Origin of the sequence: Kribbella sp. NPDC051952 (assembly GCF_040680855.1) — a bacterium.
GTDB lineage: Bacteria > Actinomycetota > Actinomycetes > Propionibacteriales > Kribbellaceae > Kribbella.
Genome location: NZ_JBFAXQ010000015.1, coordinates 2,818 through 22,811, shown reverse-complemented (window position 1 = coordinate 22,811; position 19,994 = coordinate 2,818). Strand labels below are relative to the sequence as shown.

At 67.8% G+C, this 19,994-nt stretch carries 23 protein-coding genes and 1 pseudogene; 17 read left to right on the top strand and 7 right to left on the bottom strand.

All coding sequences use genetic code 11. The annotated features are described in order from the left end of the window. Positions 1-93 precede the first annotated feature (93 nt). The 6 genes from AB0L70_RS25955 (at position 94) to AB0L70_RS25930 (ending at position 4,972) form a co-directional block, all read left to right on the top strand. Positions 94-582, top strand: coding sequence for a hypothetical protein (locus AB0L70_RS25955; RefSeq protein WP_363688429.1), 489 nt, complete (start codon positions 94-96; stop codon positions 580-582). Positions 583-589: 7 nt separating this feature from the next. Next, positions 590-1,741, top strand: a complete 1,152-nt coding sequence (locus AB0L70_RS25950; protein ID WP_363688427.1) for a histidine kinase — start codon at positions 590-592, stop codon at positions 1,739-1,741. Beyond that, on the top strand, positions 1,738-2,376 hold the full coding sequence (locus AB0L70_RS25945) for a response regulator transcription factor (protein WP_363688425.1): 639 nt from the start codon (positions 1,738-1,740) through the stop codon (positions 2,374-2,376). The genes AB0L70_RS25950 and AB0L70_RS25945 overlap by 4 nt, the downstream gene beginning before the upstream one ends. A gap of 86 nt (positions 2,377-2,462) precedes the next feature. Next, a complete protein-coding gene (locus tag AB0L70_RS25940) occupies positions 2,463-3,536 on the top strand; it encodes a HoxN/HupN/NixA family nickel/cobalt transporter (protein ID WP_363688423.1) in 1,074 nt (357 codons plus the stop codon). 36 nt (positions 3,537-3,572) lie between these two features. Continuing rightward, positions 3,573-3,977, top strand: coding sequence for a metalloregulator ArsR/SmtB family transcription factor (locus AB0L70_RS25935; RefSeq protein ID WP_363688421.1), 405 nt, complete (start codon positions 3,573-3,575; stop codon positions 3,975-3,977). After that, positions 3,974-4,972, top strand: coding sequence for a cation diffusion facilitator family transporter (locus AB0L70_RS25930; protein ID WP_363688419.1), 999 nt, complete (start codon positions 3,974-3,976; stop codon positions 4,970-4,972). The genes AB0L70_RS25935 and AB0L70_RS25930 overlap by 4 nt, the downstream gene beginning before the upstream one ends. Here the strand turns inward: AB0L70_RS25930 and AB0L70_RS25925 are convergent. Continuing rightward, positions 4,926-5,441, bottom strand: coding sequence for a GNAT family N-acetyltransferase (locus tag AB0L70_RS25925; protein ID WP_363688788.1), 516 nt, complete (start codon positions 5,439-5,441; stop codon positions 4,926-4,928). The two genes, AB0L70_RS25930 and AB0L70_RS25925, sit on opposite strands and share 47 nt — an antisense overlap. A gap of 83 nt (positions 5,442-5,524) precedes the next feature. On the opposite strand from AB0L70_RS25925, the gene AB0L70_RS25920 reads away from it, so the two are divergent. From AB0L70_RS25920 to AB0L70_RS25910, 3 genes are all read left to right on the top strand, one after another. Beyond that, on the top strand, positions 5,525-5,812 hold the full coding sequence (locus AB0L70_RS25920) for a DUF1905 domain-containing protein (RefSeq protein ID WP_363688417.1): 288 nt from the start codon (positions 5,525-5,527) through the stop codon (positions 5,810-5,812). 187 nt (positions 5,813-5,999) lie between these two features. Further along, positions 6,000-6,305, top strand: a complete 306-nt coding sequence (locus tag AB0L70_RS25915; RefSeq protein ID WP_363688415.1) for a hypothetical protein — start codon at positions 6,000-6,002, stop codon at positions 6,303-6,305. Beyond that, the gene (locus tag AB0L70_RS25910; RefSeq protein ID WP_363688413.1) at positions 6,306-7,439 is read left to right on the top strand and encodes an epoxide hydrolase family protein; all 1,134 of its coding nucleotides are present in this window, start codon (positions 6,306-6,308) and stop codon (positions 7,437-7,439) included. Here AB0L70_RS25910 and AB0L70_RS25905 read toward each other — a convergent pair. Beyond that, a complete protein-coding gene (locus AB0L70_RS25905) occupies positions 7,429-8,382 on the bottom strand; it encodes a zinc-binding dehydrogenase (protein WP_363688410.1) in 954 nt (317 codons plus the stop codon). The two genes, AB0L70_RS25910 and AB0L70_RS25905, sit on opposite strands and share 11 nt — an antisense overlap. Positions 8,383-8,417: 35 nt before the next feature. Here AB0L70_RS25905 and AB0L70_RS25900 point away from each other — a divergent pair, with 35 nt between their 5' ends. Beyond that, on the top strand, positions 8,418-9,044 hold the full coding sequence (locus AB0L70_RS25900) for a DUF2461 domain-containing protein (RefSeq protein WP_363688408.1): 627 nt from the start codon (positions 8,418-8,420) through the stop codon (positions 9,042-9,044). Here AB0L70_RS25900 and AB0L70_RS25895 read toward each other — a convergent pair whose 3' ends face one another. Continuing rightward, on the bottom strand, positions 9,045-9,923 hold the full coding sequence (locus AB0L70_RS25895; protein WP_363688786.1) for a helix-turn-helix transcriptional regulator: 879 nt from the start codon (positions 9,921-9,923) through the stop codon (positions 9,045-9,047). Between the two features lie 451 nt (positions 9,924-10,374). On the opposite strand from AB0L70_RS25895, the gene AB0L70_RS25890 reads away from it, so the two are divergent. Continuing rightward, on the top strand, positions 10,375-10,566 hold the full coding sequence (locus AB0L70_RS25890) for a hypothetical protein (RefSeq protein WP_363688406.1): 192 nt from the start codon (positions 10,375-10,377) through the stop codon (positions 10,564-10,566). Positions 10,567-10,595: 29 nt separating this feature from the next. Then, positions 10,596-10,781 (top strand): hypothetical protein, encoded by a 186-nt coding sequence (locus tag AB0L70_RS25885; RefSeq protein WP_363688404.1) that lies wholly within the window; start codon positions 10,596-10,598, stop codon positions 10,779-10,781. 219 nt (positions 10,782-11,000) lie between these two features. Here AB0L70_RS25885 and AB0L70_RS25880 read toward each other — a convergent pair whose 3' ends face one another. Then, complete coding sequence (locus tag AB0L70_RS25880) at positions 11,001-11,234, bottom strand: DUF397 domain-containing protein (protein WP_363688402.1); 234 nt, start codon at positions 11,232-11,234, stop codon at positions 11,001-11,003. A gap of 266 nt (positions 11,235-11,500) precedes the next feature. Here AB0L70_RS25880 and AB0L70_RS25875 point away from each other — a divergent pair, with 266 nt between their 5' ends. Next, the gene (locus AB0L70_RS25875) at positions 11,501-12,292 is read left to right on the top strand and encodes a hypothetical protein (protein ID WP_363688400.1); all 792 of its coding nucleotides are present in this window, start codon (positions 11,501-11,503) and stop codon (positions 12,290-12,292) included. Here AB0L70_RS25875 and AB0L70_RS25870 read toward each other — a convergent pair. Next, the gene (locus AB0L70_RS25870) at positions 12,289-13,770 is read right to left on the bottom strand and encodes an alpha/beta fold hydrolase (RefSeq protein WP_363688398.1); all 1,482 of its coding nucleotides are present in this window, start codon (positions 13,768-13,770) and stop codon (positions 12,289-12,291) included. The two genes, AB0L70_RS25875 and AB0L70_RS25870, sit on opposite strands and share 4 nt — an antisense overlap. A gap of 109 nt (positions 13,771-13,879) precedes the next feature. On the opposite strand from AB0L70_RS25870, the gene AB0L70_RS25865 reads away from it, so the two are divergent. Then, positions 13,880-14,992, top strand: a complete 1,113-nt coding sequence (locus AB0L70_RS25865; RefSeq protein WP_363688396.1) for an NAD(P)/FAD-dependent oxidoreductase — start codon at positions 13,880-13,882, stop codon at positions 14,990-14,992. Here AB0L70_RS25865 and AB0L70_RS25860 read toward each other — a convergent pair. Beyond that, positions 14,936-15,823 (bottom strand): helix-turn-helix domain-containing protein, encoded by an 888-nt coding sequence (locus AB0L70_RS25860; protein ID WP_363688394.1) that lies wholly within the window; start codon positions 15,821-15,823, stop codon positions 14,936-14,938. The two genes, AB0L70_RS25865 and AB0L70_RS25860, sit on opposite strands and share 57 nt — an antisense overlap. A gap of 187 nt (positions 15,824-16,010) precedes the next feature. On the opposite strand from AB0L70_RS25860, the gene AB0L70_RS25855 reads away from it, so the two are divergent. The 3 genes from AB0L70_RS25855 to AB0L70_RS25845 all read left to right on the top strand — a co-directional run bounded on the left by AB0L70_RS25855 (position 16,011) and on the right by AB0L70_RS25845 (position 18,224). Then, positions 16,011-16,883 (top strand): ABC transporter ATP-binding protein, encoded by an 873-nt coding sequence (locus AB0L70_RS25855; RefSeq protein WP_363688391.1) that lies wholly within the window; start codon positions 16,011-16,013, stop codon positions 16,881-16,883. Next, on the top strand, positions 16,880-17,740 hold the full coding sequence (locus AB0L70_RS25850) for an ABC transporter permease (RefSeq protein WP_363688389.1): 861 nt from the start codon (positions 16,880-16,882) through the stop codon (positions 17,738-17,740). Before AB0L70_RS25855 ends, AB0L70_RS25850 begins: the two co-directional genes overlap by 4 nt. Before the next feature lie 106 nt (positions 17,741-17,846). Beyond that, positions 17,847-18,224, top strand: coding sequence for a DUF6507 family protein (locus AB0L70_RS25845; RefSeq protein ID WP_363688387.1), 378 nt, complete (start codon positions 17,847-17,849; stop codon positions 18,222-18,224). A gap of 1,561 nt (positions 18,225-19,785) precedes the next feature. Here the strand turns inward: AB0L70_RS25845 and AB0L70_RS25840 are convergent. Then, positions 19,786-19,994: pseudogene (locus AB0L70_RS25840) on the bottom strand (hypothetical protein); the annotation flags it as partial.

Below are 19,994 nucleotides of genomic sequence, written 5' to 3'. Positions count from 1 at the left end.
GTTCCACCTGGGTGCGAACTGCGGGCTGACGTTCCGGCGGCGCTTTCCGAGGAGTGTTGTGACCAACAACGAAACCCTCGGAAAGGAACGAAAATGTCGGCCGGACTCGTGATCGGGATCTTGGTAGGACTGTGGGTGCTGTTCCGGGTCGTCGGCCGGCAGGTCACCGGATCGCTGGTGTCGCAGCGGCAACTGGTGCTGATGCCGACGATCCTGTTGCTGATCGGGCTGCTGTCGGTGTCGTCTGCGGTGCACACCGCCACCAGCGGGGAGCTCGCGTTCCTCGTGCTGGACTGCGTGATCCTGGTCGGCCTCGGCCTGGCCCGGGGCACCAGCGTGCGACTGAGCCAAACCCCGGACGGGCTGTACCAGAAGGGCACCGGCGCCACGCTCGCGCTCTGGCTGATCACGATCGGCCTGCGGATCGGCGGCGCGTTCGCCTCGGCGGCGATCTGGCCGCACGGCGCCCTGAGTCACGCTTCGATCGTGCTGACCATCGGGCTCACGATCGGCGCGCAGAACGCGATGATCTACCGCCGGGCGCTCGGGATGAACATCCCGCTGGCCGCCGAGCGGGCATGATGACGGTATGAGTCGGACGCTCGACAGCCGGGTACGGACCTCCGTGCCCGGCTTCCTGCTGCGTTCGATCCCAACCCTCCTCACGATCATCACGCTGGTCCTGGTGGCCGGCGACGACGACCTGCGCCGGCTGCCGTATCCGGTCCTCCTCGTCCTCGGCCTGATCGTTGTCCTCAGCAACCTCTCGCTGCTCCCACTGCGATACGGCGAGCCGCTGGGGAGGGCGACGTATGGACTGCTCGCGTTCGCGGTCGCGGGTTCCGTGCTGTGGTGGGCGCTGCCCGGCAGCGTGCTGATCGTGCTGCCGTTCTGGGTGACGCGCGCCGCGGTCCGGTATCACCGGCCGGGCTGGCTGCAGTACGTCGTGGTCGCGGTCGGTGTGGTTGGTGCGAGTGTGCCGATCTACGTGAACACGCGGTCGTTCGCCGGTGCGCTCGGGTCCGCGTTCGGGGTCGTGGCGTTAACGCTGGCCGCGCTGAACCGGCGCAACCGGGAGGACCAACTCGACGAGCTCGAGGTCTCGTTGGCCCGGAAGCAGGCGGTGATCGAGGAGCACGGTCGCGCTGCGGCCTTGGCTGAGCGGGCCCGGATCGCTCGCGACGTTCACGACGTACTGGCGCATTCCTTGGCCGGACTGTCGTTGAGTCTGCAGGGTGCGCGGCTGATGCTGGTGCGGGATGGTGCTTCGGAGGAGGCGATCGAGCAGGTGACTCGGGCGCAGGGGTTGGCAGCGGAAGGGCTGGCCGAGGCCAGGCGGGCTGTGGCGGCGTTGCGGGAGGATGCGGTTCCCGACGTACGGGCGTTGAGCGATCTGGTCACGGCGTACCGGGTGGAGAGTGGGGCTGCCGCGGACTTCGAGGTGATTGGTGCGGAGCGGGAGTTGTCGGCGGACGTGATGAGCACGCTGTACCGGACCCTGCAGGAGGCGTTGGTGAACACGCGGAAGCACGCGCCGGGTGCTCCGGTTTGCGTAAAGCTTTCGTACGCCGACGACGTCCGGCTCGCGATCGAGGACCGGCCGGGGAGGCGTCCGGGCCGGGCCACACCTGGCGGCTATGGTCTGCTCGGAATGCGCGAACGGGCCGACCTCGTCGGCGGCTCACTGGAAGCCGGCCCGACCGCGGAGGGCTGGCGAGTCGAACTGAAGGTGCCGGGATGAGTGCGGTGCGGGTGGTCGTCGCGGACGACCAGCGGGTGGTGCGGGACGGGCTCGTCACGTTGCTCAAGTTGCTGCCCGGGATCGACGTGGTCGCGGCCGGGGCGGATGGTGAGGAGGCCGTCCGGTTGGTTGCCGAGCACAACCCGGACGTCCTGCTGGTCGATCTCCGGATGCCGAACTGCGACGGGGTGGAGGCGACCCGCCGGGTCCGCGCGGACCACCCGCGGACGGAAGTCGTCGTACTCACGACGTACAGCGATGACGACTCGGTCCTGTCCGCACTGCGGGCCGGTGCGCGCGGCTTCCTGACGAAGGACGCGGACGCCGAGTCGATCGGCCGAGCCCTGCAGGCGGCGGCCGCAGGTCAGTCCATCCTCGACGCCGACGTACAACGCCGCCTGATCGAAGGCGCCGCCGCCCCCAAGCCCGCCGACCCGACCGACACCGGCCTGACCCCACGTGAGATCGAGGTCCTCCGCCTGATCGCCGACGGCCTCTCCAACACCGAGATAGCCCGCCACCTCGTCGTCAGCGAAGCCACCGTCAAAACCCACATCAACCACCTCTTCGCCAAAGCCAACCTCCGAGACCGAGCCCAAGCAGTCGCCTACGCCTACCGCCACGGCCTCGCCTGACGACCGTCCCCGCACCGCGAGGTCGTGGAGACGCCTCCTGCGACTGGGTTGCATGTGGGGGAGGGGTGGGCGTTTACTGGCGGATCGTGAGGCATGTTGGGTTGAGTGGGCGGGAGTGGGGTTCGGTCTGGGGGATGGCGGCGTTCGTGCTGCTGTTGCATGTGGTCGGGTGGGGAGTCCTGGGGCTGATCGTGGCCCCTCGGCATTATCTGCTCGGGTCGGCCGGGGTGTTCGGGGTCGGGCTCGGGGTGACGGCGTACACGCTGGGGATGCGGCATGCGTTCGACGCGGATCACATCGCCGCGATCGACAACACGACCCGGAAGCTGATGACGGACGGGCGGCGGCCGTTGTCGGTCGGGTTCTGGTTCTCGCTCGGGCACTCGACGGTCGTGTTCGGGCTGTGCTTCCTGCTCGGGATCGGCGTTCGCGCGCTCGCCGGCCAGGTCGCCGACGACTCGTCCCGCCTGCAGCAACTCACCGGCCTGATCGGTACGGCGGTCTCCGGCATCTTCCTGTACCTGATCGCCGCCCTCAACCTCGTCATCCTGGTAGCGGTGATCAAGGTCTTCCGCCGGATGCGCACCGGCGAGTACGACGAGGCCACGCTCGAACAGCACCTGGACAACCGCGGCCTCCTCAACCGGATCCTCCGCGGCGCGACGAAGGCGGTCACGCAGCCCTGGCAGATGTACCCGATCGGTCTGCTCTTCGGCCTCGGCTTCGACACCGCGACCGAGGTGAGCCTGCTGGTGCTCGCCGGTGGAGCCGCCGCGTTCAGCCTGCCCTGGTACGCCGTACTCACCCTGCCGATCCTGTTCGCCGCCGGCATGAGTCTGCTCGACACGATCGACGGCTACCTGATGAACTTCGCCTACGGCTGGGCCTTCGCGAAGCCGGTCCGGAAGGTCTACTACAACATCACCATCACCGGCCTGTCCGTCGCCGTCGCCCTGGTGATCGGCAGCATCGAACTCGACTCGATCCTGACCGATAAGCTGCACATCACCCACGGCCCCCTCGCCACCATCGCCGCCGTCGACCTCAACTCGGTCGGCTACGCGATCGTCGCTCTCTTCCTCCTCACCTGGCTGACCGCCCAGGCCATTTGGAAGTACGGGCGCATCGAGGAGAAGTGGACCGCCCACTCCCAGCCGTGATTGCGATGCGCAGGGGGTCTCGACTACCGTGGACGTATGAACAGTTCTGCAGATGTGCAGGGTGTTGATGAATGTAACGTGCGGCTGGTTGATCCTGAGCGGGTGGCGAGCGTCAACGCCAGGATGCCCGGTGCCGACGACATCGTCGACACGGCCGACGTGTTCAGCCTGCTCGGGGATCCGCGGCGGCTGAAGCTGTTGGTCGCCCTGCTCGACGGCGAACTGTGTGTCTGCGACCTCGCCGCGATCACCGGGCTGAGCGAGTCCGCGACCTCACATGCGCTCCGGCTGCTGCGCGCCCACCGAGTGGTCGCCGTACGCCGTGATGGCCGGAACGCGTTCTACCGCCTGGACGACGCACATGTGCGGATGCTGCTCGATCTCGCCGTCGCCCACACCGAGCACACCGACGCGATCCACCCGGAGAGGTCGGAGTCATGAGCCACGGGCACGGGCATGGACATGGGCATGGCCACCAGACGAGTGCCGACGCGGACCGGAAGTTGCTCGGCGGCGCGCTCGCGCTGATCCTCGGCTTCATGGTCGCCGAGGTGATCGTCGGCGTCGCGGCCGGTTCGCTGGCGCTGATCACCGACGCCGCGCACATGCTCACCGACGCGATCGCGATCCTGCTCGCGCTGATCGCGATCCGCCTTGCCGCCCGCCCACCGGCCGGCGGCTTCACCTACGGCTTCAAGCGGGTCGAGATCCTGTCGGCCCAGGCGAACGGCATCACCCTGCTGCTCCTCGCGGCGTACTTCGTCTACGAAGCGGTCAACCGGATGATCGACCCGCCGGAGGTGAAGGGTGCGCTGGTCCTGATCACCGGTGTCGTCGGCATCGTGGTCAATCTGTTCGCCACCTGGCTGATCAGCAAGGCCAACCGCTCGAGCCTCAACGTCGAGGGTGCGTTCCAGCACATCCTCAACGACCTGTTCGCGTTCATCGCGACCGCGATCGCCGGTCTCGTCGTACTGCTCACCGGCTTCGCCCGGGCGGACGCGATCGCCGCGCTCGTGGTCGCCGTACTGATGCTGAAGGCCGGGATCTCACTCGTCCGCGACTCGGGCCGGATCTTCCTCGAGGCCGCGCCGACCGCGATCGACCCGCAGGCCCTCGGCGCCGAACTGTGCGCGATCGACGGCGTGATCGAGGTCCACGACCTGCACGTCTGGGAGATCACCTCCGGCGAGCCGGCCGCGTCCGCGCACATCCTGGTCGCCGAAGGGCTCGACTGCCACCAGATCAGGGTCAAGATCGAGGGCCTGCTCGCGGACCGTCACCACCTCACGCACTCGACCCTCCAGGTCGACCACGCCACCGGCGACGAACGATCGGCCCACTGCAGCGACGCGCACGGCACCGTGCACCGCTCGGTCATAGCCGATGTCACAGGCGCTGGACGAGCACCTGACCCGGCCAGTCCGAATCATTAGCCCGCGGTACGCCGAACTCGACGTCCCGGGTGAATCCCTGCTTCTCGTAATACCGGACCAGCGCCCCGTCGCCGCCCGCGAAGCAGTCCACGCGCAGCATCCCGACCCCGGCCGCACGCGCCAGCTTCCGCGCGTGATCGAGCAGCAGACCGCCGAGGTTCTGACCGGCGGAAGCACGGTCCGTCACCAAGAGCCGCACATACAACTCGGGCTCCTCGGGCGCCGGCACATACGGCATCGCGGCTCCGACGGCGAGCGCCCCGACCACCCGGCCGTCCGCCTCCGCGACCCACAACCCGTCCTCCTCATCGGCGAACCCGGTGATCTGCGCGACCCGCCGAGGGCTGGTCGAATGCGGCTCGGTACCCCACTGATCGGTCCGTCCGCGCGCGACCAGCCACTCCGTCGCCCCGTCGAGCAACCCCAGCACCGCCGCCACGTCGTCCCGCCCGGCCCGGCGGATAGTCATCTGCACGTGCTCAGAATAGTTTGACCAGTGATGTCGAAAGCCGCCGTTCAGTCTCTACCTAGGCGTGTAGAGAGGAGCTCACCGTGAGCAACAAGACCGGAAAGCTGGACAAGACGTTCACCGCGCCGCTGCTGAAGAGCGACGCCAAGGGCGGCTGGACCTACGTGAAGATGCCGGGCTCGGCGGAGTACTTCGGTACCCGTGGGCTGGTCAAGGTCCGCGGCACGATGGACGGGCACCCGTTCGAGAGCTCGTTCATGGCGCTCGGCGACGGCACCCACAAGCTGCCCGTGAAGGGCGACCTCCGGGACCTGATCGGCAAGGACCCGGGTGACGAGATCACCGTTCATCTCGACGAACGCCTTGGCTGAACCTGCTCGCGATGTGAGATCGTCGTCACAGCGGGTCATGTCCTGAGTAAGGAGTATGTGAAGAATCAGTCCTGACCCGCCGCCCGACTGGGGATCATCCGGCACCGGACCGTAAGTTCGATGCGGGTGGTCCGACGACGTCAGGAGTGAACGAAGTGCAACGGGGCTCACGGGGTATGCCCTCGGCATGCCCACGATCAGCGGAGCCGGTTACGCCGTGACGATGCTGAACAAGATCCTTGCCATCACCGGAGCGCTGCTGGTGGCGGCCGGAGTGCTGCTCGGATTCCGGTCGGTCTCGGCGGCGAAGATCGACTGTGGTTCCGCGTTCCAGCCGGCCGCGGGCATCACGCCGATGGCGTGCGACAACGCGCTGAACAGCTCGAGCACGCTGGTCACGATCTTCATCGGCGTGGGCGCGCTGTGCCTGCTCGCCGCACTGGCCGTCAAGGTGGTTCACGCCAAGGTCGTTCGCGACAAGGTCAGCGCCTGAGTGGCGGCGATCGAACCCTTCCGGCTGGAAGTACCCGAGTCGGAACTCGACGAATTGCGCACCCGGCTCGACTGGGTACGTTGGCCTGACGAACTCCCCGGCACCGGCTGGGAGTACGGCGTACCGCTGGCGTACCTGCAGGACCTGGTCGAGTACTGGCGTCACGGCTACGACTGGCGGGCCGCCGAGGCGGAGCTCAACGAGTGGCCGCAGTTCACCACCACGATCGACGGGGCGAACGTCCACTTCGCGCGTCTCCGGTCGACGAACCCGGACGCGACGCCGCTGATCATCACGCACGGCTGGCCCGGCTCGATCGTCGAGTTCAGCAAGATCACCGGCCCGCTGAACGATCAGTTCCACCTGGTCATCCCGAGCATCCCCGGCTTCGGGCTCTCCGGGCCGACCCGCGAACGCGGCTGGGAGTTCACCCGGATGGCGCGAGCGTGGGCGACCCTGATGGAGCGCCTGGGCTATGAGCGGTACGGCGTACAGGGCGGCGACTGGGGTGCGGCGATCTCCCGTGAACTCGGCCGGATCCAGCCGGAGCGCGTGATCGGCGTACACCTCAACCTCATCCCCGGCGCGGGCGCCACCTCGGAACCGACGGCGGCCGAGCTCGAGCCGCTCGACCAGGCCGAGCGCGACCGCACCTGGGCGTCGTGGCGACGCTTCGAGGCCTGGTCGAAGGACCGCCAAGGGTACGCCGATCTGCAGGCGACGCGGCCGCAGACACTGGCCTACGCGCTCACCGACTCACCGGTCGGGCAGCTGGCCTGGATCGCGGAGAAGTTCGCGATGTGGTCCGATCCGGCCTCCGAGATCGACCGCGACCACCTGCTCACCAACGTGATGCTGTACTGGCTCACCCGCACCGCCGGCTCGTCCGCGCGCGCCTACTACGAGCGCGCCCACGCGCCGTACGCCGGTCAGCCGACCGAGCCGTCCACGACACCGACCGCGCTGCTCGACCTGGCCCACGAGAACTTCATCCCGCTCCGCCACATCGTCGACCGCACCGACAACATCGTCCGCTGGACCTCCCACCCCGACGGCGGCCACTTCGCCGCCCTCGAACAACCGGAAGTCCTGGTCGCCGACATCCGCGCGTTCTTCAGCTCGCTCAGATCTTGAGCACCAGCTTGCCGGTGCTCCGGCGGGCGAGCAGATCCTCGTGCGACCGGCGCGCGTCCTCGAGCGGATACTCCGCGCCGACCAACGGACGGAGCTCCTTCGCCGCGGTCAACGCGAGCAGCTCGGTCAACGGTTCGGCGTACCCGCCCGGCAGGTCCATTGCCGGGACCAACCAGAAGCCCGCGACCGAAAGGTTGCGCTCGGCAAGTGCACTGGGATCTACCGACGGCCGACCTTCCCGGCCGGCGTTCCCGTAGTTGACCAACCGCCCGAACCCGGCCAGGCACTCGAGCCCAGCCAGCATCGTCGCCCCACCGGTCGAATCCAGTACGACGTCCACCCCGCGATCGTTGCTCACGGCCCGGATCCGATCGACGTACCCGTCCGGATCGTTGTCAACCGCAACATCAGCACCGAGCTCCAACGCCAGCTCACGCTTCGCCGGCGTCGACGCGGTGGCGATCACCTGGCCCGCATCGAAGTGCTTGGCGAGCTGAACCGCCAACGACCCGACGCCACCCGCGGCCGCATTCACCAGCACGGTCTCACCCGGCGCGAGCCGCGCACTGTTCCGCAGTACGTGCCACGCCGTCAGCCCCTGGATCAGCAACGCGAGCGCCTGCCCATCACTCACCCCATCCGGTACGTCGACCACCCGGTCCACCGGCGCGACGGCGTACTCGGCGTAGCCACCTCCGGTCGCGAAGATGGGGGAGAGCACCCGGCGACCGTCCTCGGTCCGGCCGACGATCTCGACGCCGGGGACGAAGGGGAGGGTGACGCCGCCGCGGTACGAGCCGTCGGTGCGATGCGTGTCGGCGAAGTTCACGCCGGCCGCGCTGACCTCGACCAGGAGCTGGCCCGGTCCGGCGACCGGAGCGTCGAGCTCGGCCGGGACCAGGACCTCGGGACCGCCGAACTCGGTGACCTGAATGGCGCGCATGAAGATCCGTTCGGTAGGGGAACTATCGTTGCCGCATGAGTTTTACCGGTTTTCCCGCCGCCGCGCTGGATTTCTACGACGATCTCGAAATGGACAACACCAAGTCCTTCTGGACGGAGCACAAGCACGTCTACGAGGAGTCGGTCCGGATCCCGATGTCCGCGCTGCTGGGCGAGCTCGAGGCGGAGTTCGGTCCGGCGAAGCTCTTCCGGCCGTACCGGGACGTCCGGTTCGCCAAGGACAAGACGCCGTACAAGACGCATCAGGGCGCGTTCATCGACGTGGCGCCCTCGACCGGGTGGTACGTACAGATCGGGGCGCCGGGGGTGCGGGTGGCGGCCGGGTTCTACGAGGCGAGTTCGGAGCGGCTGGCCCGGGTCCGGAACGCGATCGACGAGGACCGGCGTGGCAAACAACTCGAGAAGCTGCTGGCCAAACTCACCCGGGCCGGCTGGACCGTCGGCGGCGACCGGCTGAAGACCAGCCCGCGCGGGTACGACGCCGAGCACCCGCGGATCGAGCTGCTCCGGCACAAGTCGTTGACGGTGAGCAAGTCCTACGGATTCGAGCCGATCATCCACAAGCCCGAGTTGGCCGGTCAGATCCGCGCCGACTGGCAGGCCACCAAGCCGCTGATCACCTGGCTCGCCGACAACAGCTGACTACTCGCTCTCGTAGTCCTTGCGGATGTTGAGCAGGATGTCGCGGGTCTGGTTCGGCGGCGGGGCCGCGACGCACAGGGCCTCCATCGTGGCCGTGTACTGGTCGAGGTCCTCGAGCTTGTCCAGGTACAGCGCGCTGGTCAGGTGCTCGATGTAGACGACGTCCGGCAGGTCCTGCTCCGGGAAACGCAGGATGCTGTACGCACCGCCGGTCGCCGCGTGGCCGCCGGAGTTGAACCGCATCACCTGGAGCGTGATGTTCGGCTCGTGGGTCGCGTCGATCAGCCGATCGAGCTGCTGGATCATCGCCTTCACGCCACCGATCGGCCGGCGCAGCACCGATTCGTCCACAACCGCCCAGAGCCGGACCGGGTTGTTCGTCCGGGTCAACACGTCCTGGCGGCTCACCCGCAGAGCGACCCTGCGGTCGACCTCATCGGCCGGGATCAGACCACGACCGAGCTGGACGACAGCGCGCACGTACTCCTCGGTCTGCAGCAGGCCGGGCACGAACTGGAGCTCATAAGTACGGATCAGTGCGGCGGCTGCCTCGAGACCCAGATAAGAGTGGAACCAGCTCGGCAGCACGTCGCCGTACCGGTGCCACCAGCCGGGGTTGTTCGCCTCGCGGGCCAGCGCCAGCAGCCGCTCGCGCTCCTCGCCGTCGTCGAGGCCGTACAGCGTCAGGAGGTCGCTGACATCGCGCTCCTTGAAGCCGACGCGGCCCAGCTCCATCCGGCTGACCTTGGATTCCGAAGAACGGATCTCCCACCCCGCGTCGGACCGGCTGATCCCGGCCGCGTCCCGCATCCTGCGAAGGTGCGCTCCGAGGATGATGCGAAGCGCGGTCGGTCCGCTCTGCGCACCCGACTCGGACACACTCACCTCCCACAGCCCCCAGCGGTCTGAAAAGCGGCAACCTCACCCGCAGGTGCACATCATCGCACGTTGCAGAGGGAATCTGCCGAAGTTCTTACAAAGACGCGGCGAATCCGCACCAACGATCACGCAGCGTAACACCACCCGATTGCCGACCGGTTGATTTGTCAGGACATGATATCTCGCTCGCGGTGCCACGAACGCCGTTCGAGCGGCCTGGATCCGGCCGTCCCCAGGCGGAAACCGGCGTCTGAGGGTCTCGATATGGAAAACGTGCGGATGCACGTGCATCGGGCGCTTGCATTCGCAACGTGCCGACGCCATGATTGATTCATGCACAGAAGGTGAGCTGAATCTCGCGAAACGTGACATCGCGTGATCCGGCAGGCCGGTCCTACAGACCCGTCAGCGGCCCTCCCCGTTGGCATGACTGGTTGGGGAACCCGAGTCGATGAACGACGAAAGTGATGCAGTTGAGCAGACCGCCACGAGGTCCGGCGGCCGCGCGCCCGACGAGCTGACCGAGCGGGAGATCCAGGAACTGGTTGCGCGTTGCCCGGAGCAACAGCGTTGGGCCTTCGAGGGCTGGCTGCGGGGGGTTCGCCAACTGGATGGCGACCCAATCGTGAGCCTGGCTCCATGACCACCGACAGAGCAGTAGGAGGCAGAAAGATGGTTCGGATCTGGCTGGGAGACCACCTGATCGCCGAATATCTCGCCGAACCCGACCGTGCGTCGCGGTACCAGCGGGTGATGACGCCGAAGTTCACCGGATTGCGTATCACCGTGGACAATGCGGCCACCGGCAAGGCCTCCGAACTGCCCAGCGAACAGCTCTGGCCGCTCACCGTCCAGTAGCTCGTTCGCGCCCTCCGGCAAGCACCAAGGCCGGCCCTCTTCCGAGGGTCGGCCTTTTGTTATGTCCCGAGCCGGTCAGTACGCCGGCTTCCAGCCACCGACCGCCTGTCGCCCGCCTTCAGGACTGCGCTCGAGCGCAGTCCCCCGCAGACCTCCGGACACAGGAAGAGGCCCCTTCACCACTCGCCTGGAGAAGGGGCCTCTGCTTCCGGGTTGCGTTCAGGCGAGGTAGTCGAACTCCCCGTCGTGAACACCGCCGAGGAACGCCTCGATCTCAGCCTTGGTGAAGACGAGGGCCGGGCCGTCGGTGTGGCGCGAGTTCCGCATCGCCACGCCGCCGTCCGGCAGCTTCGCAACCTCGACGCAGTTGCCCTGGGGGCCACTCCGCTGGCTCTTCCGCCAGATCAGCTCGCTGATCGAGTCGCCGGGCATGCCGTTGTAGACAGCAGTCATCAGCTGCACCTTCCGTACGTCTTTGGCATATGCACGTGCATTTGGGCTTGCATTTGCATCGTACACGTTTAGGGCCTCTGTGTCCGCCCCCTTACGTGTAGTGATCGTGTCGGCCTCAAACGCCTGTTGGAACGGGGCGTTCGGTCGCGATGGGTGACGAAATTGCCCGTTACGACGTTGAAGTTCCCGGACCGCCTACCTAGGTGACGACTCGCCTGAACCGGTTGTCACACACGGTGTGAGGGAACTGCACAATGTGGGGGAGAATGAGGAGACGAGCGTTGCTGTTGGCCTTGCGCATGATCCGGACGGTGCCCGCGGATGCGGTCACCGTGGTGCGGTCGTACCCGCCGATGGTGATCTGCTTCGGAGCCGCGCTGGGCGGCACCGCCCTCGTGTTCGACGTCTTCTATCTCGTCGCGAGTCCGGGGCTGACGCTCGCACTGGTCTATACAGTGCCCGTGCTGGCCGGCCTGATCGCCGGCCTGGTCGCGGCGGCGGATGACGTCGGGCTCGAGCAGCGAGTGCTGCTCCGTACGGCCGGCCTGGCCATTGCCCTCGGTGTCACCAACGCGATCGTGGTGGCGATGATCGCCGCGATGCGCCGGACCGACCCGTCGAACTGGGCGGCCGGCGGTCAAGCGGTGCTGTTCGCCGGCTGCACGGTGTTCGCGGTCGCGGTGTCGATCGCCGCCGCGCGCAGGCTGATCGCCGGGCTCGGACTCGACCTGCGGACGAAGTTGCCGCCCCGCCCGGTCCGGGCCCCGGTTGCCGCGGTCAGGGTGGCGCGCCCGGCGGCCGCCGCGCGAGCGAGCAAGGAGTCGGCGGCCCGGGCCAAGCCGGTCCACCCGGTCGAGCCGCCGCCATCTCCGATCGAGGACGACGAGGAGACGATCCCCGTCTTCGTCCCGCCGCCCCCGCCGATGGTCGATCTCGACGAGGCCCGCCCGGTCGAGTCCTTGAACCGGTCGAGCGGTCACGCGGACCTACTCTCTCCACGTCCCCGCCGGGCGGGCTCCCGCCGTACCAACAAACCGGGCAAGCGCCCGGGGACTTAACAGACCTGGTTTTTCGCGGGCAGGCGGCCGCTGATCAGGTACGCGACGACCTTGTCGTCGACGCAGTTGTTGCCGTACTCGCCGAAGATGCCGTGCTTGCGTGTGTTGGTGAGCGTGATGAGCCGTGCTGCGGGCAGCCGCTCGAGGAGTTGGGCGGCACCGGCGTAGAGCAGCCGGGGGTCGCCGTCGGCGCCGACGATCAGGGCGCGTTGGTGGTTCGCGATGTTCGTCGAGGGCTCCTGCGGCCGGGTCGGCCAGAAGGCGCAGGGTGAGATCATCCGGGTCAGCGCCCCGAAGTGCGGTTCGGACCTGCGATGCGCCTGGATGTCGCGCCAGTACACCTCCGGATCGCGTGGGGCGGCGACGTCGGCGCAGAGGATCGCGGTCTGGGCGCTGACCAGCGGTGACCAGGCCGGGGTCATCATCACCTCGAGGTACGCACCGAGGTTCTCGTCCGGCTCAGCCGGTCCTTTGGTGGCCTTGAGCAACGTTTGCACGATGCCGGCGTACTCGGCCCGGGCCGGGTCGCGGTCGTCGGCCAGCGGCCCGAACATCACCATCGGCAGGGAGCCGTCGTCGAGGGTGTACTTGCCGACCTTCAGCCCCTTGCTCGCGGCCACCTGATAGATCCGGTCGACCGTGGCCATCACCTGCCGCGTGCTCGCCCCCAGGTGGTACGTCGAGTTCCGGGCGGCGGCCCAGCTCGCCCAGGCCCTCAACGCCGCCTCGTTCGCGGGGCCGACCTGCTGGAGCAGTCGTGGGCCGTAGGTGTCCGGGTTCACCGGACCGTCGAGGAGAACGCGGTCGGAGCGGCCCGGGAACATCTGCAGATAGACAGCACCTAGATAGGAGCCATAGGAATAGCCCAGGTACGAGATCTTCTGCTCGCCGAGTGCGCTGCGGACCTGGTCGATGTCCCGGGCGGTGTTCCGCGTGCTGACGTACGGCAACACCGATCGTGCGTGGGTGTTGCAGCGGGCCGCGAAGTCGGCTTGCTGCCGGGTCACTCGCAGGAACGACGTACGGTCGGTGCCGCCGGACCACGGCCAGCCGGCGAACGGGAGTTTGCAGTCGATCGGCGTACTGCGGCCGACGAACCGCGGGTCGAGTCCGATCAGGTCGTACCGCGGGCCGGCTGCCTTCATCGTCTCCCGGAGTCGCAGCGGCATGCTGAGCCCGGGACCACCGGGCCCGCCGTCGTTCAGCACCATCGCGCCGATCCGATCGCCGGTCGCCTTGAGTCGCGACATCGCGATGGTGATCTTCGGTCCGTTCGGGCGGCTGTAGTCGAGTGGCACGGCCAGGTCGCCGCAGTCGGCGCCGGCCTGATCCAGTGCGGCTCCCTCGGTGTCTGCCGCGTTCAGCTGGCACTGGTGCCACTGGATCGTGGGGTCTGCATTGGTCGGTGGGCTCGCTTGCGCGGTTGCCGGTGCGCTGGTTGTCGCGCCCAGGAGCGCCAGTGCTATCAGTAGTTTCATCGGTCCTCCTCGAAGTCACCACTGACGCTAGGGATCCGCGCAGCCCGCCACAGTGCCTTCGACACCCGGTCCGAGGTCGCGTTTGCGCTACCGCTGCAACACTGGGGCCGTGTGGGATCTGGTGATCGTCGGAGCCGGGCCGGCCGGGGCATCGGCCGCTCTCGGAGCGCTCGCGGCCGATCCCAGCCTCTCTGTACTGATGCTCGACCGGCACGACTTCCCGCGGGACAAGGCGTGTGGTGACGGGATCGCGCCGCACGTGCTCGATCTGCTCGCCGGAGTCGGAGTCACCGGGATCCTCGACGACTGGACGCCGGTACGGCGGTTCGCGCTGACTCGTGGTGAGGTCGGAGTGGATCGCGACATGGCCCGGCCGAACTGGGTGGTGCCGCGAACCGTCTTCGATCAACGCCTCGCGGAAGCCGCCCAGGCTGCCGGGGCGCAGCTCGTGCGGCGACGGGTCCGGGGGATCGCGGTCCAGCCGCAGGCGGTGCTGGTGGACGAGGAGCTCCACGGTCGGTTCGTCGTCGGTGCCGATGGCGCGCATTCCGTCGTACGGCGGGATCTCGGGGTCGAGCCTGGTCCGGTCGCGTTGGCGATCCGTGGGTATGCGCCAACGCCGGCAGCGCGGGCGGCGAGCCAGGTGATCGCGTACGGGCCGGGGCGGCAACCGTCGTACGCGTGGTCCTTCGATCGTGGGGACGGCTGGTCGAACGTCGGGTACGGCGAGCAGTTGACGAGCAAACGTCCGCGACCGACGCGCGCCGAGTTGTTGAGGCATTTGGAGGAGTTGCTGCCGGGTGCGTCTGCCGGTGGGGAGTCCTGGTGGGGTCATCACCTGCCGTTGTCGGGGTGGTCTTGGCGTCCGGCCGCGGGGCCGGTGATGCTGGCGGGGGACGCTGCCGGGTTGATCAACCCGATGACCGGCGAGGGCATCTACTACGCGGTCGCGACCGGCCTGCTCGCCGGGCGTGCGGTCGCGGATGCGCTGCGGTCTGGCAGTCGCGATGCGGGTACGCCGTACCGTCGTCGGACGACTCGTTTGCTTGGTCGGCATTTTCGGCATACTGCGCTGACGGCTCAGCTCACGCGGTCCGGTCGGGTGCTCGACGCGGGGATCCGCGCGGCTGCTGCTGATCAGGGGATCTTCGACGATCTGGTGGAGCTAGGTCTGGCTGACGGGCTCATCACGGGTCGGCTGGTTCGCTCGCTGCTGTCTTAATGCGGTTCGCTGGCGGCTCGTGAGTTGCGTGTTGTCGGTTGTGTAGGTGAGCGCGTCGGTGACGCGGATCAGTGGCCAGTCGAGTGCGGTGGCCAGTTGATCTTCGGTGAGTGGGCCGGCTGCGTGGCGGAGGGCGGCGAGGATCGTGACGGCGTCCTGGATCACCTCGGAGCCGAGGCCGCCGGACATGTCTTCGCCGAGCCGGTGGAAGAAGTCGGCCATCTGCGTGAGGCGTTCGCCGGCCGGGGTGTCGCGGCCGAGGAGGTCGGCGCCTTCGGCTGCGGTCTCGGCCCAGTTGAAGTTGGTCCGGGAGCTCACCTCCCAGGCCTTCAGCCAGACCTCGTCGGCGATGACGTAGTGCTGCAGGCGACGGCGCGGGTCGGGTTCGCGGTGGACCATGCCGACCTGTTCGAGGTAGCCGATTGCCTTGGAGACCGACGCGGGGCTGACGCGGAGCTCGCTGACCAGTTCCGCCGCGGTCAGGCTGCGGGCGTCGGTCGTATAGAGCAGTGCGAGTACGCGGGATGCCATCCGCGGTAGACCGCCCTCGACCATCATCGTTGCGAACCGCTCGACGTACTCCTTGGTCGGACCGACCGGCTGCTCGTCGGGGGTTGGCTCGGTCGGCCTGCGGCGGCGGGCTCGGGACGCGGTCGCGTAGTGGGCGTGGTCGGCCCGGTAGCCGTGGGCGCCGCCGTTGCGGGCGACCTCGCGGCTGATCGTCGACGTGGGGCGATCCAGTTGCCGCGCGATCTCGGCGTACCCGAGGCCGGCGGTCAAGCCGGACGCGATCTCGAGGCGGTCCTCGTGGCTCAGCCTGCCTCCGGGCATCGCGGGTCCTCTCGTGCGTTCAGCCGCAGCTCATTGCAACGTCTGTCAACCTGAGTTGCGTTCTTCCTCAGTCTCATTGCACAGATTGCCATAGTTTGTGGAGATTCACACGGTCACTGTCGCGATCAAGATTCCAGGATTGATGAATGCAACGTAGCTTTCAAGGGATTCTGAAGGAGAGGGACGCATGGTTCTGACGGTGGACGGGCTGCGAATGCGGTACGGCGATGTCGAGGTGCTGCACGACGTGTCGTTCCAGGCCCGGGCGGGTGAGGTGGTCGCGCTGCTCGGGCCGAACGGTGCGGGGAAGAGCACGACGATCGAGATCCTCGAGGGTTTCCGGTTGCGGTCGGCCGGTGAGGTCGAGGTGCTCGGGGTGGATCCGGCCGAGGGCGATGAGCGATGGCGGTCGCGGCTCGGGATCGTGCTGCAGTCATGGCGGGATCACGGCAACTGGCGCGTGCGGGAACTGCTGCATCATCTGGGCACGTACTACGCGCCGTACTCGACCTCGACGGTCGAGCGGCCTTGGGATACGAGCGAGTTGCTCGACACGGTTGGTCTCGCCGAGCACGCGGATCAGAAGATCAAGACGTTGTCCGGTGGGCAGCGGCGCCGGCTGGATGTCGCGATCGGGATCGTCGGGCGGCCGGAGGTGTTGTTCCTGGATGAACCGACTGCGGGATTCGATCCGGAGGCCCGGTACGAGTTCCACGACCTGGTCCGGCGGCTCGCGGCTGAGCAGGAGACCACGATCCTGCTCACCACCCACGACCTCGACGAGGCCGGCAAGCTCGCCGATCGCATCCTGATCCTGACCAGCGGCCGGATCGTCGCCGCCGGTACGACGGCCGAGCTCACCTCGCTGATCGCCGGGGAGGACGAAGTCCGTTGGATTGTTGACAATCAGCGCTTCCGAAAGTCGACACCCGACTCGACCGAGTTCGTCCGCGCACTCTTCGCGCAGTACGGCGCCGCCGTCCGCGAACTCGAAGTCCGCCGCGCCTCACTCGAGGACACGTATCTAGCGCTGGTCCGAGGACAGGAGGTCACGCGATGAACTACAGGGCGCGGGCGGCGCGGATGGCGGCTGTTCGGGCCGGGTGGGAGCGTGGGGTGATCGAGTTGCGGCAGTCGTTCACGAACGGGGCCGAGCTGTTCTCGCACTTCCTCTGGCCGGTGCTGATGCTCATCGCACTCTTCTTCTTACGGCACCGCGACTTCGGGTCGACCGGATTCCTCTTGGGCGCGTTGGCTCTGCCGAGCATCCTCGGGATGAACGCCGCGATGGGCATGGTCAGCATGAGCCAGCAACTCACCGCCGACCGCGAGGACGGCACGCTGCTGCGCGCCAAGGCCACCCCGAACGGGATGCTCGGCTACCTCGTCGGCAAGGTCGTCTCCGTCGCCGGCGGCCTGCTCGCCGATCTGGCCATCCTGTTGATCCCAGGGCTGTTCATCGTCGACGGCCTCGCCCTCGGCTCGGCGCACTGGCCGACGCTCGTCTGGGTTCTGCTGCTCGGCCTGGTCGCGACGCTCCCGATCGGCGCGATCCTCGGCTCGATCTTCACCACCGCCCGCGCACAGGGCCTGATCCAGTTGCCGGTGCTCGGGCTGATCGCGATCTCCGGCATCTTCTATCCGATCACCGCATTGCCCAGCTGGCTGGAGTGGATCGGCCAACTCACTCCGATCTACTGGATGGGGTTGGGCATGCGATCGGCGCTGCTGCCCGACAGCACGGTCGTGGTCGAGCTCGGCGCCTCGTGGCGGCACCTCGAGACAGTCGGCGTACTGGGAGTGTGGGCGGTCGGCGGGCTGCTGCTGGCACCCGTCGTACTGCGTCGGATGGCGCGGCGGGAGTCCGGCTCGAAGGTCGCCGAGCGGCGGGAGCGGGCGCTCCAGCGCGTCGCCTGACTCGCAGGGCCCGTCGCGACGCCGTTGAAAGCGTTTTGAAAGGGGGTGTGCGCCCCTGCGTCCCTAGCGTCGACAGCATCGGGAATCCGGAGCGAGGGATGGTCAGATGGACTGGGACATCGACGTCAACCAGGTTGCCACGGTCCTGCAGACCACTGCGGACAAGGCAGCGGGGTTCGAGCCGGTCGGCAAGAACTACGCCGACTACGCCGAGCGCGCGGTCCGGCAGGCGCAGGCGACGCTCGTCGGTCAGGCGGTGGCTGACGTCCTGATGCATTACCAGGACGCCTGGATGGACATCATCGATCAGACCAACGCGTCCCTCACCGGGGCCAAGGACGCGACCATGGCGTACATCAACGGTCAGCAGGAGATGGCGCTGAACGCCCAGCGCGGCGCGACCGATGCTCCCGGCAAGCGCCGCGCCGCCGAGTCCAAGGCGAACGCCGAGCACGCCTCCCGTCAACGGCACAACGTCGAGTGAGGCGGGGACATGTTCAATCCTGACGGTGTCCCGGATTTCTTCCCGGGGACGACTCCCGACGTACTCGCCTTCACCGGCGCCGAGTTGACGAAGGTCGGCGCCGCGATCCGGTCCACCGGGTACGACGTGAACAGTTCGTTCGAAGGTCTGTCCGGGTGCTACCAGGCGCCCGAGGCGCAGACGCTGATCACCTCGCTGCGACCGGCGTACATCCTGGCCTACGACTTCGGCTCCGACATCGAGTCGATGGGTACGGCGCTGGAGGACTTCGCGAACGAGATCAAGCCGCCGTACGACAAACTCCAGCGGCTGCTCACGAAGGCCCGCGGGTTCATCCAGAAGTGCAAGCAGGCCGAGGCGAACGGCGACGACTGGCAGGGCTGGGAGAACTGGGTCCAGGAGGAGAACAGCTACCACGAGGACACCGCGATCCTGCTCCAGCAGATGATGAACATCCAGGTGGAGTACGCGAACAAGATCGAGGGACTGATCGGCGGCCTCGGCTGGTGGCCGGACAGCTACCAGCGCAAGGAGCGGAGCAGGGGCGGTTTCGGCGAGTACAAGAAGCCGCCGATGGTGAAGGACGAGAATCCGGATCCGCCGCCGTGGGGTACGCCGGAGGTCTACGACGCACCGTGGATCGCGGACGTCGGCAACATGGCGCTCGGGGTCGTCGACGGCCTGACCACGATGCTGGGGATCCAGTGGCTGATCCAGTCGACCGGCTGGGAGTGGGACGACAAGCTCGTCAACGGGGCCTTCGGGCATCCGCCGGCCGACATGCACCAGATGTTCGACGCCTGGGCCGAGATGGGCGGCGACATCCTGATGCTGGCGAACAAGATTCCCGGCGTCGGTGAGTTGCTTCCCGAGGGCATGAGCGAGGACCTCGACGCGCGCTGGGACGACACCCTCGACACGATCGGGGACGACTGGTCCAGCGGCAACCAGGCCAGCTCGATCATGGGCGTGGTCGGCCTGATCCCGATCGGCCCGACCAAACTGGCCGGCGCCGCATCGAAGCTCGGCCGAGTCAGCCGCCTGGCCGCCAAGGTGCCGCCGATCCGGGTCGCCGCGCATGCTGCGGACAAGTTCCTGGACTTCCGGGACACGCTGCGTACGGGAGCGATCGAGGGCGGGCTGAAGATCCCGGTCGTCGGTGACGTGCTGAAGGGGTATTCGCACATCCCGGTGCTCGGGAAGTCGGTCCGCCTCGATCCCGGCGTACCCCTGTCCAAGCCCCCGAAGCTCGACCTCCCGAACATCGAGTCACCCCGCCCCACCGCCCCGATCCACGACGGCGGCCCCGTCCATCCCGTTGCCCCCAGCAACATCGACCCCCAAACCATCCCCGACCGCCCCACGACACCCAACGCGACCACGCCCGATGCGACTACTACGCCGAGTACGACGACTCCGGACATCACCACAAAGCCCGGTGATCCCACCACCCCCGGAAACACGACACCGACCACCACAACCGGCCGCCCCACCACAACCCCCACCAACCCATCAACCCACCAATCACCGGCCGACCCACAGGTAATCCCGCCCACCCAGCTCATCCCCAACACCCCATCCACCACCCCGAACACCACAACCCCCACCTCCACAACCCCGGGCTCCACCACGCCCGGTTCCACGACCCCGGGCTCGACCACCCCGGGTTCCACGACCCCGGGTTCCACGACCCCGGGTTCCACGACCCCGGGTTCCACGACCCCGGGTTCCACGACCCCGGGTTCCACGACCCCGGGTTCCACGACCCCG

Bases quoted from the DNA above. Each gene is read 5' to 3' on its own strand.
- AB0L70_RS25880 (WP_363688402.1), bottom strand. From the start codon at position 11,234: ATGACTGCTGTCTACAACGGCATGCCCGGCGACTCGATCAGCGAGCTG.
- AB0L70_RS25875 (WP_363688400.1), top strand. From the start codon at position 11,501: ATGAGGAGACGAGCGTTGCTGTTGGCCTTGCGCATGATCCGGACGGTG.
- AB0L70_RS25950 (WP_363688427.1), top strand. From the start codon at position 590: ATGAGTCGGACGCTCGACAGCCGGGTACGGACCTCCGTGCCCGGCTTC.
- AB0L70_RS25905 (WP_363688410.1), bottom strand. From the start codon at position 8,382: ATGCGCGCCATTCAGGTCACCGAGTTCGGCGGTCCCGAGGTCCTGGTC.
- AB0L70_RS25930 (WP_363688419.1), top strand. From the start codon at position 3,974: ATGAGCCACGGGCACGGGCATGGACATGGGCATGGCCACCAGACGAGT.
- AB0L70_RS25845 (WP_363688387.1), top strand. From the start codon at position 17,847: ATGGACTGGGACATCGACGTCAACCAGGTTGCCACGGTCCTGCAGACC.
- AB0L70_RS25890 (WP_363688406.1), top strand. From the start codon at position 10,375: ATGAACGACGAAAGTGATGCAGTTGAGCAGACCGCCACGAGGTCCGGC.
- AB0L70_RS25885 (WP_363688404.1), top strand. From the start codon at position 10,596: ATGGTTCGGATCTGGCTGGGAGACCACCTGATCGCCGAATATCTCGCC.
- AB0L70_RS25955 (WP_363688429.1), top strand. From the start codon at position 94: ATGTCGGCCGGACTCGTGATCGGGATCTTGGTAGGACTGTGGGTGCTG.
- AB0L70_RS25945 (WP_363688425.1), top strand. From the start codon at position 1,738: ATGAGTGCGGTGCGGGTGGTCGTCGCGGACGACCAGCGGGTGGTGCGG.
- AB0L70_RS25935 (WP_363688421.1), top strand. From the start codon at position 3,573: ATGAACAGTTCTGCAGATGTGCAGGGTGTTGATGAATGTAACGTGCGG.
- AB0L70_RS25915 (WP_363688415.1), top strand. From the start codon at position 6,000: ATGCCCACGATCAGCGGAGCCGGTTACGCCGTGACGATGCTGAACAAG.
- AB0L70_RS25860 (WP_363688394.1), bottom strand. From the start codon at position 15,823: ATGCCCGGAGGCAGGCTGAGCCACGAGGACCGCCTCGAGATCGCGTCC.
- AB0L70_RS25850 (WP_363688389.1), top strand. From the start codon at position 16,880: ATGAACTACAGGGCGCGGGCGGCGCGGATGGCGGCTGTTCGGGCCGGG.
- AB0L70_RS25900 (WP_363688408.1), top strand. From the start codon at position 8,418: ATGAGTTTTACCGGTTTTCCCGCCGCCGCGCTGGATTTCTACGACGAT.
- AB0L70_RS25925 (WP_363688788.1), bottom strand. From the start codon at position 5,441: ATGACTATCCGCCGGGCCGGGCGGGACGACGTGGCGGCGGTGCTGGGG.
- AB0L70_RS25855 (WP_363688391.1), top strand. From the start codon at position 16,011: ATGGTTCTGACGGTGGACGGGCTGCGAATGCGGTACGGCGATGTCGAG.
- AB0L70_RS25870 (WP_363688398.1), bottom strand. From the start codon at position 13,770: ATGAAACTACTGATAGCACTGGCGCTCCTGGGCGCGACAACCAGCGCA.